A 14801-nucleotide genomic window follows, 5' to 3' on the forward strand; every position below is an offset into this window, starting at 1 on the left:
GGAGCGAAATGAGAAACTAATGATAAAAACAATGGGATTCTACGATTTAAACAAACAGGAACGGGCAAACTTAGTTTGCAGGATCAAAGAGGAAATTCTTCGGGATTTAATCCATTCCGGGATGGATGAAATCATTCATTATTGCTCCGATGAAGATACCTATATCCGAAAATCTGCATACCTGTCAATCGGGAAACTGTACATTGAAAAGGTTGAGTTACGACCTGCCATCATTGCCTGTTTAAAGCAACTGGCTGAGCATGATAATTTCAAAGTCAGGCAAACCGCAATCAATGCTGCCGGTGAAATCGGGAAACAGGATTTTGAAATTGTTGAATCTTTTTTTAGCAACGGATTGTTCGACCACCATCACTCTCCCAGGAATGCTGTCATCGGTTCCGTCAAAAAAATGGGAGAAGTGAACCCGGAACCTGTACTGAACTGGGCAAAAAAGTACCTGCATCACGAGAACAAAGAAATCCGGCGGGAAATTTGCCATGGGATTGAACTCCGCGGAAGAACACATCCGGAAGATATTTTACCGTTACTGAAAGAATTACAATACGACACAACCGCACGGGTGCGCAATACACTGGTTCATGTAATCGGGCAGATCGCTTATAAAAAGGGATGCCTTCAAACAGTTATTACACATCTGAATACCTGGGAAAATAAAGCATTGGTTACTGATGCTTTAGAAGAAATCATAGACGTACACCATCGCTACCGCAACTTTTCTGCATTGACACAAGATCAGGCGCGACAATACATTGAAGAACATTGTCAATAAATAACAAGCAATTATTTTTTGCATTTTATTTTAGAATAACATTATTTATCGTAATATTGCAATATAACGATAGATGAAATGGGAAGCACAAAAACAGATTTATTCAGCACAGAGCAAAACGAAATAGCAGCTCTGTTAAAAGCAATAGCACACCCTGCACGTATCGCCATCCTGGAATACCTGGTAAAAGTAGATACTTGTATCTGTGGTGATATTGTTAATGAATTAACACTCGCACAACCAACCGTTTCTCAACATTTGAGAGAATTAAAAAACGCAGGATTAATCAAAGGAAACGTGGAGGGAACTGCTATTTGTTATTGTGTTGATCAATCAAAAATTGCCCGTATTCAGGCATACGTCTCAGACATTTCATCCAAACTGGATCATAAAACAGATCAATGTTGTTAATTTAAAAGATAAGTCATATGAAACTTTCAGAAATCAAAACCATCTTACCTGCATTGGAAAGTGTAGCGTTTCAAACTCCGGATGGATCATTTGTTCCCGAACATTTCCATGTAACGGAAGTCGGAAACATCCAAAAACACTTTATTGACTGTGGCGGAGTCATACGAAAAGAAACAGTCGTCAATTTTCAACTATGGAATGCAAATGATTTTGAACACCGGTTAAAACCACGAAAATTATTGCGAATCATACAGCTCTCGGAAGAGAAATTAGGAATCACGGATAACGAAATTGAGGTAGAGTACCAGGGAGAAACCATCTGTAAATATGGATTGGAATTCAACGGAAAACATTTTGTATTGACCCCAAAAACAACGGCTTGTCTGGCGGAAGATGCGTGTGGTATTCCTTTAAAAACGGATAATCAAACCGAAAAAACGACCGGGTGCACGCCAGGTGGAGGATGTTGTTAGTCACGATGAAAACATCCATTATTAAATACAGAAAACCATTGATTATAACAACCGCTGTTGTAGTACTCCAACTCTTGTTCGGATTCGATCCGAAGTTTTGTATCATTAACCTCATCTGGTTATTTGTTTAAAAAGGAAATCATGAAAAATATATTGGTCTTATGTACCGGAAACAGTTGTCGAAGTCAGATAGCTCAAGGTTATCTGCAACATTTTGCCGGCAATCATGTCAATGTCTATAGTGCAGGAGTCGAAGTACACGGCGTAAATCCTCTCGCCATTGCGACCATGAAAGCTGACGGCATAGACATCTCCGGACACACGTCAAATCATATCGATGAATACGTCGGAATCCCTTTTGACGTTGTTATTACAGTGTGTGACAATGCAAAAGAGCAATGTCCTTACTTCCCGGGGAATGCCCTAAAATTTCATCAAAATTTCCCGGATCCCGCTCAGGCAGTTGGTTCTCCGGAGGAAATAACGGCAACATTTGAACATGTACGGGAGCTCATCAAGGAGTATGTACAGCAATTTATACAACAATGGATCACTAATTGCAATCAGTGATGTTCTGATTATTTTTCCGGATATGTCCATCTGACTCCGGCAAACTTTTGTTATTTTTATATCAGAATCAGTAATACCCGTTCCCCAATGAGCGCTTTCATAAAAATAGAACGCCGGGATGACCTTGCTCTTTATTCCCCGATTAATGCACCATATTACTTCATCATTTTATTAGATGGTTACTTCTCATTTTCACTGGATTTTAACAGTTATAAATGTGATGGTAAAACAATCCTCTTCCTCTCCCCTTATCAACTTTTAAAATGGGATTCCGATGCATGTAATGAGGTATATGTTTTACAGTTTCACGGAGACTTTTACTGCATTGAATACCACAAAGAGGAAGTTGCATGCAATGGTATATTATTCAATAATGTCTATGAGTCCCCCTTTATTTCTGTTTCTGAAGATTTTTTTAATGAAGTGATTCAGCTTTTTCTAAAGATGAACAGGCTGCCATCTGCAATGAATTACGATGTTTCCATTATCCGGTCCTACCTGCAGCTGATCTTAGCCCTGTGTAGTAAAGAAAAACAAATTGCAAATAAACAGCATCAAATCATACCCGTAAAAAAAACAACCATTCTACATTTTAAAGCATTGTTGGATGAACATTTTATTGAAATGAAATCCGTTGCTTTTTACGCTGAAAAATTGAACTTATCCGTAAATGCCTTCAGTAAAAAAGTAAAAAAACAATATGGAAAAACGCCTTCAAAATTAATCCGCGAACGTTTGACCTTAGAAGCAAAAAGGTTACTCCACCTCACCTATAAAAGCATAAAAGAAATCGCCCACGAACTGGGATTTAATGATGAATTTTATTTTAGTCGCTACTTTAAAAAAGAAGTCGGGGTATCTCCAAAAGTATTTCGTGAAAAAGTAGGAATATCAATCGCAGCGAAATAATCTATGTAATCAACTTATTTGTCCATTTTATTACTCATCTGTCTCTTGTAGTTTTACAGCTACTTAAAATAAGAACTGAAATGGAACATATTTTTAACTTGTTTGCTGACGTACAGGGAACCTTCATTAACTTAATGAGAATTGCTATTTTTATTGTAATGACTTGGATTGGAGGCTTAAAAGCAGCTCCGTATGAAGCTGACGGAATCGTACCCTTTGTGGCAAACAGCCCTTTTATGAGTTTCTTCTACAACCATTCCAACACGCTCACAAAGAATGAAGAAGGAAAGCTGGTAGCAGAATACACACGTTATAAAAACCCGGAAGGGAAAGTCGTTCAAAAAAATATCGACTGGCACACAACAAACGGAACATACCGTTTCTCGTATGGATTGGGAGGCGTAATCATTTCGATCGGAATGTTGGTTTTATTGGGGATATGGTTCCCAAAAATCGGGTTCTGGGGAGGTGTATTAACATTCGGAATGGCAATAGTTACCCTTTCTTTTTTAATCACAACACCAGAAGTATATGTTCCGGATTTAGGCGGTGATTCCCCTACCCCTCAGCATGGTTTCCCTTATTTATCAGGTGCCGGAAGGCTCGTTCTGAAAGACATCATCATGTTGGCAGGTGGACTTATATCTGCCTCCGAATGCGCAACCCGGATCAAATTAAGACGTACCTGATCAACTCCATTCAAATAAACAAACGAACAGATTTCAATCCCTTCCATTTCATACAATTTTTGCAATACCATTGCATCTTTTTTTTCATACTTTTGTATCCTAATGAGATGGTTCTTAACAATATTTGCGTTTTACATCACCGTACTGGCAGTCATTCCGTGTAATGACGTCGAAAATCAGTGTGAAAACGATACAGAACTGGGAACAGATACAGAACACAATCATGACCACGACTCCGATGACACCTGTACCCCTTTTTGCTGTTGTACGTGTTGTGGCATTCAGATGAACATTGTAGAATACCGGTTAATACCTGTTGAAATTACCGCAGTTCAGGAATTCTCTTCAGAAAAAATTAAAATCAACGCCGTCTCCTTTCACTCCAATTATTTCGGAGAAATCTGGCAACCACCTCAAATTAATGCGTGATATCCTTCGTAGAAATACGCGGCTTATAGCGGCATCCTGTTGATGTTTGCTGAAACGTCAGGTGTATTTCCTGCCCTTGTTATTCCGGGGTAGATCAATCATTCGTATACCGTATTAATTCTAAAATCAATGTTAGACAAAATCATTCATTTTAGTATCAGGAATAAACTCTTTATCGGGATTATGACCTTGATACTCATCATCTGGGGTGTCTGGAGTGCTACCAAACTTCCCATCGATGCCGTACCTGATATCACCAACAACCAGGTACAAATTTTTACAACCTGCCCCACACTTGCAGGACAGGAAGTGGAACAGTTGGTTACTTTTCCGATTGAACAAAGTATCGCAACTGTACCAAAAATTGAAGAAATCCGTAGTATTTCCCGCTTTGGGTTATCTGTCATCACCGTTGTATTTGAAGAAGACGTTGATATTTATTTTGCCCGGCAACTGATCAATGAGCGGTTGCAGGAAGCGGTAGACAAAATCCCCGCGGGAATCGGTTCTCCTGAAATGGCTCCGGTCAGCACCGGATTGGGAGAAGTGTACCAATACATCATTCACCCGAAAAAAGGCAGTGAACAGAAATACAATGCCAAAGACCTACGAACCATGCAGGACTGGATTGTGGCGCGCCAGCTATACGGAACTCCGGGAATAGCTGAAGTAAACAGTTTTGGCGGGGAGTTAAAGCAATACGAAGTAGCTGTAAATCCAGATCGCTTACGAGCAATGGGAGTTAGTATTCCGGAACTGTTTACGGCATTGGAAAAAAACAACCAAAACACAGGAGGAGCCTACATTGATAAAAAACCCAATGCATACTTCATCCGTGGAATCGGATTAGTGACATCATTAGAAGATGTAAAGAACATTGCAGTCAAAACCACAGGTACAGTTCCCGTCTACATTAAAGATGTAGCAGAAGTACGATTCGGGCACGCAGTGCGTTACGGCGCATTAACCTACAATGGGAAAGTAGATGCTGTTGGAGGAGTTGTGATGATGCTGAAGGGAGAAAACAGCAACGAGGTTGTTAAACGAATCAAAGAAAAATTACCGACCATTCAGAACTCCCTGCCGGATGATGTGATCATTGAACCTTACCTGGATCGAACCGAATTGGTTGGAAGAGCAATCAGCACAGTCGAAAAAAACCTCATCGAAGGAGCCTTGATCGTTATTTTCGTGTTGGTCATTTTCCTTGGTAACTTACGTGCCGGATTGATTGTCGCATCAGCGATTCCACTCTCATTGCTCTTTGCATTGGGAATGATGCATGTATTCGGAGTTAGTGCCAACCTGATGAGTTTGGGGGCAATTGACTTCGGCTTAATTGTCGATGGAGCGGTCATTGTTGTGGAAGCAACGTTGCACCATCTCGGACTCCGAAAGTCAATGAACAGGCTAACGCAACAGGAAATGGATCAGGAGGTGTTTTTATCAGCCTCTAAAATCCGTACCAGCGCCGCATTTGGAGAAATTATCATCCTAATTGTCTACATCCCGATCCTCACATTGGTCGGAGTGGAGGGAAAAATGTTTACCCCAATGGCAAAAACTGTCGGATTTGCTATCCTTGGCGCATTGATCCTTTCGCTGACTTACATTCCGATGATGTGCGCTCTGTTTCTACCGAAACAACTCAGCAGAAAGAAAACGTTCAGTGATCAGTTGATGGAAAAATTGCAGCAAATCTACGAACCGTTGTTAGAAAAAGCCATTCGCTTCAAGCGTTTTATTGTAGGAACAACGGTGGCTGTATTTGCACTCTGTATTTTTCTTTTTACCCGCATGGGAGGTGAATTTATTCCACAGTTGCAGGAAGGTGATTTTGCGTTTCACTGCATTCTTCCCCAGGGAAGTTCACTGAATCAAAGTATCGAAACGTCCATGCAGGCCTCCCGCATTATCAAGGAATTTGACGAAGTAAAGATGGTGGTTGGTAAAACGGGAGCTGCGGAAGTTCCGACAGACCCGATGCCTCCTGAAGCAACCGATTTAATGATAGTACTGAAACCCGAACGGGAATGGAAATCCGGAAAAAGTTACAACGAACTGGCAGATGCGATGATGGAAAAACTGGAAGTCATTCCGGGAGTGTTCTTTGAGAAAAACCAACCGATCCAAATGCGCTTCAATGAACTGATGACCGGAATCCGACAAGATGTAGCTGTTAAAATATTCGGAGAAAACATCGATACCCTTGCTGCTTACGCCAACAAAGTAAGTAACGTTATTCAATCCGTTCAGGGAACAACTGCTCCGCAGGTTGAACGGGTCAGCGGATTACCGCAAATCAACATCGGATACGACCGTACGCGCATTGCCAATTACGGACTCACCATTCAGGATGTCAATGATGTAGTCAGTACCGCATTTGCAGGAAAAAGTACGGGACAAGTCTACGAAAATGAACGGCGATTCGACCTCGTTGTACGATTGGACAGCACCCACAGAAGTAGTATCGAAGATGTAAACAACCTGATGATTCCAACCAATACCGGCCTTCAGATTCCTTTGTCACAGGTAGCAACCATTCATTACAAACTGGGGCCTGCCCAAATCAGCCGGGAAGCCGGAAAACGACGTATTGTGATCGGGTTCAATGTCTCGGGAAGAGATGTACAGAGCGTGGTTGAAGACATTCAGCAGCAATTGGACGAGCAAGTTCAGTTGCCCTCCGGGTATTACTTCACCTATGGCGGACAATTTGAGAACCTCCGGAAAGCAAGCGACCGTCTGATGATTGCTGTGCCCGTCTCCCTGTTACTCATCTTCATGCTTCTGTACTTTACCTTTCACTCCTTCAAACAGGCAGGGTTGATCTTCACTGCCATTCCGATGAGTGCCATCGGAGGAATACTGGCGTTGCTAATGAGGGGAATGCCCTTTAGTATCAGTGCCGGAATCGGATTCATCGCATTGTTTGGGGTTGCCGTGTTGAACGGAATTGTACTGATCGGAACATTCAACCAACTCGAAAAAGAAGGAATGAGTAATGTAATACAACGGGTAAAAGAAGGAACGCGTATTCGTTTGCGACCTGTTCTGATGACTGCAACCGTTGCTTCTCTGGGATTTTTGCCGATGGCCATTAGTACAAGTGCCGGAGCAGAGGTACAAAAACCATTGGCAACAGTGGTCATCGGAGGTTTAACGACAGCAACATTCCTTACCTTATTTGTATTGCCCCTACTCTATATCATTTTCAATTCAACCATTCAATTACCAACTCATTTTAAGATGAAAAGCACAACAATTCTTCTCTTGTTTTGTACTTCTGTATTGGGAAGTGTCCACGGTCAGCAGCAGATCACAATTGAAGCAGCAATTGATACCGCTTTACAACACAACCGGCAATTCAAGATCAATGAAGCAGAGATCCGAAGTGCGGGATTCGGTGTGAAAACAGCGATTGAACTCCCAAAAACAGGAGTCTTTTATGAAAATGAGGATATTCGTCCATCAGATAATATCGGAATTTTGAAAATCGGTATCTCACAAAGTTTTGCCTGGCCGGGACTGTATACCGCACGAAAAGCATATTTCATGCAGCAACTCAAATATGCGGAACTCAACACGGAAGTATTGAATACCATTGTCAAAAGAGATGTCCGAACAGCGTATTATCAACTGTGGTACCTGTTGGAAAAACAAGCGCTCTACCAAAAGCTCGACAGCGTCTATTCCGAACTTGCAAGTGCTTCTGAACTTCGGGTGAAAACGGGAGAAGTCGCAGCACTCGACCAAATCTCAGCAGAAGCCAAACTTCGTGAATTGCAGGCATTCATTGAGCAGAACAAGAAAGACGTGGTGATTCAACAGCAACAACTGATGATGTTACTGAACAAAAATGAATGGTTATTACCCGTTGCGGAGTCACTGGCAAAAATAGATGTCACACTCTCCATTGACCAGGAAAGTCATCCGGTTCTCGATCTTCAACAACAAAATGTAGCCATTGCCGCATTCAAGATTGCAATTCAGCGCAACAATGCCATGCCGGAGCTGTCCGGTAGGTTCTTTACACAACGTATGTGGGGAGCAAAAGATCCGTTTACCGGGTTTTCCGTTACAGCTTCTTTTCCCTTGCTCGGAATAGGTGCTTATCGGAATAATGTGCGGGTTGCAAATGCTGAGAAAGAAGTGCAGGAAGAAACTTTTTTATATCAGTCGCAATTGTTTCAAACCCAACGGGCAACGATTCTTTCCGAAATCGAGAAGAGTCATTCATTGCTTCAATTCTATGAAACAATCGGTTTAAAACAAGCGGACGCGATCATCAAGGCGGCAACAATCGGTTACAATACCGGTGAGATCAGCTTCGCGGAATTGAGCCAGTTTCTCTCCCAGGCAATCGGCATTCGTCAGAATTACCTGGATGTACTCAATCAATACAATCAATCAGCCATTCAATTAAACTACATCAATAATAAATAATATAAAGTTGTATGAAAAGCTTAATAAACATCATATTCGTGTGCACCTCTCTCCTGCTGTTGAACAGTTGCGGAGAAGCACATAAAGAAGGAGACGGTCACAATCACGGGACAACTTCATCAGCAGATCATGAAGAAGCAACTGCCACCGTTACAACATTGACACAGGAGCAAATAAAAGCAGTCGGCATCACACTGGGGACAATTGAATACAAACAACTGACCGCATCCATAAAAGCAAACGGTGCCTTGCGCGTACCCAACAACAACAAGGGAAATGCAACCTCCCTCTACGGAGGTGTCGTAAAAACACTGACAGTCCAGATTGGCGACCACGTGAAAAAAGGTCAGGTCATAGCAACCATTGCCAATCCTCAGTTTATTCAATTACAGGAAGAATACCTGACCATCGACAGCAGGATTACACTTGCCGAACAGGAAATGCAACGTCAAAAAGAATTGAGCGAAGGAAATGCCGGGGCTAAAAAAAACTTGCAGTCGGCAACAGCAGAGCTAAATACACTCCGTACACGAAAGGCATCCCTTCAACAACAAATCCAGTTAATGGGCATCAATCCGAACACTGTCAGTAATTCCAATTTACGCTCCGCATTGACGGTTACAAGCCCCATCAGTGGTACTGTCAGCAATGTATTTGCCAAGATCGGAAGCTATGTCGATGTTGCATTTCCGGTGATTGAAATTGTCGACAACAGTTCTCTGCACCTGGATCTACAAGTATTTGAAAAAGATCTTCCGAAGATCAGAGTCGGGCAAATCATTCACTTTACCCTGACTAACAATCCGGAAAAAGAGTACGATGCAACTGTTTTCAGCATCGGTTCTTCTTTTGAAAACGAAAGCAAGAGCATTGCTGTACACGCAAAGGTTTCAGGAACGCCAACAGGGCTCATTGACGGGATGAACATTACGGGAATTGTAAGCCTGGATCATGTTAAAAGTCCGGCCGTTCCCAATGAAGCGATTGTTGAAGCTGACGGTAAATATTATATCTTTATTCAAACCGATAGAGAAGCACAGGAACACCATGAAGAAAACGGACATGATGATCACGGACACGCACACGATGAAGGAGAAGCTACGCACAATCACACCGATGAAACCGAAGCTGGAAAACATGCGAACGAACAGGTAAAAACGATGAATTTTGAAAAAACAGAAGTGATCAAAGGAGTATCTGATTTAGGATATACAGCCGTGACGTTTATTACAGAAGTTCCGGCGAATGTAAAAATTGTAACCAAAGGAGCATTTTTTATCAATGCCAAATTAAGTAATACGGGAGGCCATCAACATTAATTGCCATGAAAAAGAAAATTGAACGTAAGCTCATCGATAAAAACACGCGGCCGACCAGCATGCGAATCCTGGTATACGATTTTTTAAGCACACAGGAAGTCGCCTTGTCACTCACCGAGATTGAACATTATTTCGATCAGGCAGACAGAGTAACCTTGTACAGAACCCTGAAAACATTTGAAGAGAAAGGAATTGTTCACAGCATTCAGGAAAACAATACCAGCAAGTACAAATTGTGTCACGACGACTGTAACGAAACGACACACAAAGACACACACCTGCATTTTTATTGTAAAATCTGTAAACAGACAACCTGTAAAGAGGAAATTGTCTTTCCCATGCACCCCGGTCTGAATTTCCGGATCGACGAAATTCGTTTTTTTGCCAAAGGAGTGTGCGAACAGTGTATCGCAGAAATTAACTGAATCAATACTACCTGAAAAAATCCTGTTTCTGATTGAAGCAGGATTTTTTTTGTTTTATTAAGAGCAAAAAAATTACTATATTCAACTAATCAACAACTTAAACAACAGTAAACCGCCATACTATGTACTTACCGGATATTCACCGCAAAATATATGAAATACGTGATCAGAAGGTCTTATTGGATTTTGATCTTGCAGAATTATACGAGGTAGAAACAAAACGCTTGAACGAGGCTGTAAAAAGAAATCTGGACCGTTTCCCCGAACGATTCATGTTTCGTCTCACGCAGGAAGAATGGAACCTGATGCGGTCGCAAATTGCGACCGCATCAGATCAATCCAAACGAAATACATCTACAACACCTTTTGCATTTACAGAACACGGCGTTACGATGCTCGCAAGTATTTTAAGAAGTAAGAAAGCTGTTAAAACAAATATTTTAATTGTTGAAGCATTTATAGCACTAAAGGAATTTGCACTAAATTATGTGGAACTTTCTACGAAATTAAAAGAAATAGAAACGACTTATAACAAACAGTTCAAAGATGTATACGATGCAATTAACTACCTTTTAAAAAAGGATCAACACATCGTCAATCAGGAAGATCGGAAGCGAATAGGATTTAAGAAAAATTAATGTCTTTTATTGGATTTTAGTTCTTCCAAATCTGGATTTACTCTCCTTTACTTTTTTACTTTGCAATAGCATTGCACGCTCTTCGTCACTACCTTTGTTGTACAAATTTTGAAGGCATGAAGCATCAACAGTATTCTGATGAAAACGAACAGCATTCCTGCTGTACACAAACAGAAAAAATCCATTCGCATACAGAACATCATCAACATGACGGTCACGACCACAGCCACGATAGCGATAAAAATACATTCAGTATGTTTCTGCCTGCCGGTTGCTCGCTTGTACTATTACTATTGGCAATTGCATTCGACAACTGGATCCCGCAAAGTTGGTTCAACAGTTGGATTCGGGTTCTGTGGTACGTTGTCGCATACATTCCTGTAGGATTTCCGGTATTAAAAGATGCTGTTACAAGTATTCGGAAAGGAGACATTTTTTCCGAATTCCTGCTGATGGGAATCGCTACGATCGGAGCATTTGCAATCGGAGAATACCCGGAAGGAGTTGCCGTGATGCTCTTTTATGCTGTCGGAGAAGTTTTCCAGACATTGGCGGTATCACGTGCGAAAAGTAACATAAAATCCTTGCTGGATCAACGTCCGGATGAAGTAACCATCCTCCGGGAAGGGCAACCTCAAATAATCAAAGCAGAGGCAGCAAAAATCGGAGATATCATTCAACTGAAACCCGGAGAAAAATTAGGATTGGATGGAGAACTCATCTCCGAAAGAGCTGCATTCAATACCGCTGCATTGACCGGAGAAAGTAAACCAGATACAAAAGAAAAAGGAGAAACAGTACTGGCGGGGATGATTAATTTGAACACGGTTAGTCAGGTACGCGTTACTACTGAATATACCGACAGTAAACTGAGTAAAATTCTGGAATTGGTTCAAAATGCTACAGCCAAAAAAGCACCAACGGAATTATTTATCCGGAAATTTGCGAAAATATATACACCGATTGTTGTTTTCCTGGCAATCGGAATCTGTCTGCTCCCTGCTCTTTTTGTGAATCATTATCAGTTCAACGACTGGTTGTACCGATCGTTAATATTTCTCGTAATCTCGTGCCCGTGCGCACTCGTCATTTCCATTCCATTGGGATATTTCGGAGGTATCGGGGCAGCCAGCAGGAATGGAATCTTGTTTAAAGGAAGTAATTTTCTCGACAAACTGGCTGAAATACAAAACGTGGTGATGGATAAAACCGGGACGATGACCGAAGGAGTTTTTAAGGTCCGGGAAGTCGTTTTTAATACTGCTTTCGACAGAGATGAATTGTTGAAAATGATCAATGTGCTGGAAAGTATGAGCACCCACCCTATTGCTACGGCTATTCATGAATACGTCGGGACGTTGGATACATCAATTCAACTCTCGCATACAGAAGAAATTCCGGGACACGGTTTGAAAACAATCATCCATGGGAAAGAATTATTGGCAGGAAATTTTAAACTGATGGACCAATTCAACATTTCCTACGCTGTTAATCCTTCGGAAATTGTCTACACAACGATTGCCATTGCTTACGACAAGCAATTTGTCGGGTACATCACCATTGCCGACAGCATCAAAGAAGACGCACAAAAAACCATTCACCTGCTTCACCAACTGAACGTAAAAACAACCATGTTGAGCGGAGATAAAAGCACGGTTGTCAACTATGTAGCAAAAGAACTGGGAATCGACAATGCGCACGGAGATTTATTGCCGGAAGATAAAGTGAATAAGGTAAAAGCAATCAAAGCACGGAATGAAAGTGTTGCATTTGTAGGTGATGGTGTCAATGATGCACCGGTTGTTGCGTTGAGTGATGTAGGTATCGCGATGGGTGGCCTGGGAAGTGACGCGACCATTGAAACAGCAGATGTTGTCATCCAGGACGATAAACCATCTAAAATTCCGGTTGCAATCAATATCGGGAAGCAAACCAAAAAGATCGTCTGGCAAAATATCATCCTTGCATTTGCCGTAAAAGCGGTGGTACTCATTCTCGGAGCCGGAGGGCTGGCAACGATGTGGGAAGCAGTCTTCGCAGATGTCGGGGTCGCATTACTGGCAATATTGAACGCTATACGAATCCAACGAATGACGTTTTAACAACGCGAATGAAACAGAGCGTATCATGAAAACAAAAAGGGAAGCAGAAGCTTCCCTTTACTTTTGAGGGTGGAAGATCGGTCTCGAACCGACGACCTTCGGAACCACAATCCGACGCTCTAACCAACTGAGCTACAACCACCATAAACTGCATTTTTTCAAATGCGAGTGCAAATATAATGAATTGTTTTGAATTTCCGAACAACCTCACACTATTTTTTTGTGAAGTTTTCATCTCCTCCCCCTCAATTAACTGACAATCATATTCATTTATTTGTTGTTGTTATTCGAATTCCTTGTTATCTCGTTTTTCATTCCTTTGATATCTGCTATTTTTAGTATCTTTGCACTGCTTTCTGCGAAGGAATTTGGTGTAAATCCAAAACTGTAACTGCAGCTGTTAGCACTGTGAAATCGCTTCATAAAGCCACTGTCCGGCATCCAACGGATGGGAAGGCGAAGTTGAGTTGGTGTAAGTCAGAATACTTCTCTCAAAGCATAACATAACGAAGGCTTCAGATTAAAGTCGGGCGTTAACCAATGGCTTCTTCCGTCATTGATTGATTACCTTATTTAGCTGATTCTTCACTTTTAATTATTAACATTTTAAAATTTAAAAGCATGAAGAAAGTTTATTTTTTCACCGTTGCACTTGCAGCAACAACAACCGTTTTTTCTCAAGACGGGGCTGACACACTAACATTTGAATCGTACAATTTGGGCACTCAGGACTATTACAACGGATCCGATGAGGCTGGCGATATTGTGATCGGCAACTTCACATTGAGCAACAGTTACAACACAGAATGGGGCAGCTGGAGTGGATTCGCTGTTTCAAAAGTACAGGACGTTACAACAGCCGGATGGGGAAATCAATATGCATCCTTTGCAAACGGAGGTGCTGACGGTTCTTCTCAATACGGAATGTGGTACAATGGTGGTACAATTGAGTTCAACGCTGCCAAAGTATTGAAAAGCATCCAAATCACCAACGCAACATACACCGCAATATCAATGCGTGACGGAGACCAGTTTGCCAAGCAATTTGGCTCGGTAAACAGTGCCGCGGGAACACCGGACGGTACAAACGGTGCAGATTGGTTTTTGTTACAAATCGTTCCGTTAAACGAAAACGATGAACTGGTCGGTGATACAATTGATTTCTACCTGGCAGATTACCGTTTTGCGGATGACAATGATGATTACATCGTTAACAGTTGGGAAACAGTTGATCTGGGGAATGTAACAGCCAATAAATTAGCATTTGTCCTTTCTTCTTCTGATAATGGAGAATGGGGAATGAATACTCCCGGATATTTTTCAGTGGACAACCTGGTTGCAAACAATTCATTGGGAATTGAAACGTTAACTCAATTAAACGCGGTTGTATACCCAAACCCTGCACAGGAGCAATTTACAATCGCAACAACTGAAGCTGCTGACATGGCGTTATTAAATGCAATGGGGCAAGTGGTAAGAACGGCAGTTGTTAATGGAACAACAGTTATTAATGTGAACGGACTTCCGGCAGGAATGTATCAGATAGCACTGAAAACAGCTTCAGGATCATCTGTTCAAAAATTAGTTATTCAATAAAAAA

13 protein-coding genes, 1 tRNA gene and 1 riboswitch are annotated in these 14801 nt (G+C 41.6%); of the genes, 13 read left to right on the forward strand and 1 reads right to left on the reverse strand.

What is annotated here, in order from left to right; all coding sequences use genetic code 11:
• The first annotated feature begins 31 nt into the window (after window positions 1-31).
• The 12 genes from H9Y05_RS14025 (at window position 32) to H9Y05_RS14080 (ending at window position 13201) form a co-directional block, all read left to right on the forward strand.
• Window positions 32-790, forward strand: coding sequence for a HEAT repeat domain-containing protein (locus H9Y05_RS14025; protein ID WP_163491369.1), 759 nt, complete (start codon window positions 32-34; stop codon window positions 788-790).
• A 78-nt stretch (window positions 791-868) separates the two neighbouring features.
• Window positions 869-1201: an ArsR/SmtB family transcription factor gene (locus tag H9Y05_RS14030; RefSeq protein ID WP_216714644.1), complete on the forward strand. Its 333-nt coding sequence runs from the start codon at window positions 869-871 to the stop codon at window positions 1199-1201.
• Window positions 1202-1218: 17 nt separating this feature from the next.
• Entirely contained in the window at window positions 1219-1674 is a 456-nt protein-coding gene (locus H9Y05_RS14035; RefSeq protein WP_163491037.1) for a DUF6428 family protein, read from the forward strand.
• A 141-nt stretch (window positions 1675-1815) separates the two neighbouring features.
• Window positions 1816-2244 (forward strand): arsenate reductase ArsC, encoded by a 429-nt coding sequence (locus tag H9Y05_RS14040; protein WP_216714645.1) that lies wholly within the window; start codon window positions 1816-1818, stop codon window positions 2242-2244.
• A gap of 87 nt (window positions 2245-2331) precedes the next feature.
• Window positions 2332-3153, forward strand: coding sequence for a helix-turn-helix domain-containing protein (locus H9Y05_RS14045; protein WP_163491035.1), 822 nt, complete (start codon window positions 2332-2334; stop codon window positions 3151-3153).
• An 80-nt stretch (window positions 3154-3233) separates the two neighbouring features.
• Window positions 3234-3842 carry a DUF417 family protein gene (locus H9Y05_RS14050; RefSeq protein WP_216714646.1) on the forward strand — a complete coding sequence of 203 codons (609 nt, stop codon included), beginning with the start codon at window positions 3234-3236 and terminating at the stop codon, window positions 3840-3842.
• 102 nt (window positions 3843-3944) lie between these two features.
• Window positions 3945-4271, forward strand: coding sequence for a DUF6660 family protein (locus H9Y05_RS14055; RefSeq protein ID WP_163491033.1), 327 nt, complete (start codon window positions 3945-3947; stop codon window positions 4269-4271).
• A 129-nt stretch (window positions 4272-4400) separates the two neighbouring features.
• Window positions 4401-8717 carry a CusA/CzcA family heavy metal efflux RND transporter gene (locus H9Y05_RS14060; protein ID WP_216714647.1) on the forward strand — a complete coding sequence of 1439 codons (4317 nt, stop codon included), beginning with the start codon at window positions 4401-4403 and terminating at the stop codon, window positions 8715-8717.
• Window positions 8718-8728: 11 nt separating this feature from the next.
• Window positions 8729-10036 (forward strand): efflux RND transporter periplasmic adaptor subunit, encoded by a 1308-nt coding sequence (locus H9Y05_RS14065; protein ID WP_163491031.1) that lies wholly within the window; start codon window positions 8729-8731, stop codon window positions 10034-10036.
• Window positions 10037-10041: 5 nt separating this feature from the next.
• A complete protein-coding gene (locus H9Y05_RS14070; RefSeq protein ID WP_216714648.1) occupies window positions 10042-10461 on the forward strand; it encodes a Fur family transcriptional regulator in 420 nt (139 codons plus the stop codon).
• Window positions 10462-10583: 122 nt separating this feature from the next.
• Window positions 10584-11099, forward strand: coding sequence for an ORF6N domain-containing protein (locus H9Y05_RS14075; RefSeq protein ID WP_216714649.1), 516 nt, complete (start codon window positions 10584-10586; stop codon window positions 11097-11099).
• A 116-nt stretch (window positions 11100-11215) separates the two neighbouring features.
• The gene (locus H9Y05_RS14080) at window positions 11216-13201 is read left to right on the forward strand and encodes a heavy metal translocating P-type ATPase (protein ID WP_216714650.1); all 1986 of its coding nucleotides are present in this window, start codon (window positions 11216-11218) and stop codon (window positions 13199-13201) included.
• Between the two features lie 67 nt (window positions 13202-13268).
• On the opposite strand, the gene H9Y05_RS14085 is transcribed toward H9Y05_RS14080, so the two are convergent.
• Window positions 13269-13344 (reverse strand) — tRNA-His (locus H9Y05_RS14085).
• A gap of 177 nt (window positions 13345-13521) precedes the next feature.
• Window positions 13522-13709: riboswitch (cobalamin riboswitch) on the forward strand.
• A 113-nt stretch (window positions 13710-13822) separates the two neighbouring features.
• Between H9Y05_RS14085 and H9Y05_RS14090 the strand changes: the two genes are divergently transcribed.
• Window positions 13823-14797 (forward strand): DUF4465 domain-containing protein, encoded by a 975-nt coding sequence (locus H9Y05_RS14090; protein ID WP_163491028.1) that lies wholly within the window; start codon window positions 13823-13825, stop codon window positions 14795-14797.
• The last annotated feature ends 4 nt before the right edge of the window (window positions 14798-14801 follow it).

The sequence above is a fragment of the Taishania pollutisoli genome (assembly GCF_014518315.1).
GTDB lineage: Bacteria > Bacteroidota > Bacteroidia > Flavobacteriales_D > Crocinitomicaceae > Taishania > Taishania pollutisoli.

Bases quoted from the DNA above. Each gene is read 5' to 3' on its own strand.
- H9Y05_RS14025 (WP_163491369.1), top strand. From the start codon at position 32: ATGGGATTCTACGATTTAAACAAACAGGAACGGGCAAACTTAGTTTGC.
- H9Y05_RS14030 (WP_216714644.1), top strand. From the start codon at position 869: ATGGGAAGCACAAAAACAGATTTATTCAGCACAGAGCAAAACGAAATA.
- H9Y05_RS14035 (WP_163491037.1), top strand. From the start codon at position 1,219: ATGAAACTTTCAGAAATCAAAACCATCTTACCTGCATTGGAAAGTGTA.
- H9Y05_RS14040 (WP_216714645.1), top strand. From the start codon at position 1,816: ATGAAAAATATATTGGTCTTATGTACCGGAAACAGTTGTCGAAGTCAG.
- H9Y05_RS14045 (WP_163491035.1), top strand. From the start codon at position 2,332: ATGAGCGCTTTCATAAAAATAGAACGCCGGGATGACCTTGCTCTTTAT.
- H9Y05_RS14050 (WP_216714646.1), top strand. From the start codon at position 3,234: ATGGAACATATTTTTAACTTGTTTGCTGACGTACAGGGAACCTTCATT.
- H9Y05_RS14055 (WP_163491033.1), top strand. From the start codon at position 3,945: ATGAGATGGTTCTTAACAATATTTGCGTTTTACATCACCGTACTGGCA.
- H9Y05_RS14060 (WP_216714647.1), top strand. From the start codon at position 4,401: ATGTTAGACAAAATCATTCATTTTAGTATCAGGAATAAACTCTTTATC.
- H9Y05_RS14065 (WP_163491031.1), top strand. From the start codon at position 8,729: ATGAAAAGCTTAATAAACATCATATTCGTGTGCACCTCTCTCCTGCTG.
- H9Y05_RS14070 (WP_216714648.1), top strand. From the start codon at position 10,042: ATGAAAAAGAAAATTGAACGTAAGCTCATCGATAAAAACACGCGGCCG.
- H9Y05_RS14075 (WP_216714649.1), top strand. From the start codon at position 10,584: ATGTACTTACCGGATATTCACCGCAAAATATATGAAATACGTGATCAG.
- H9Y05_RS14080 (WP_216714650.1), top strand. From the start codon at position 11,216: ATGAAGCATCAACAGTATTCTGATGAAAACGAACAGCATTCCTGCTGT.
- H9Y05_RS14090 (WP_163491028.1), top strand. From the start codon at position 13,823: ATGAAGAAAGTTTATTTTTTCACCGTTGCACTTGCAGCAACAACAACC.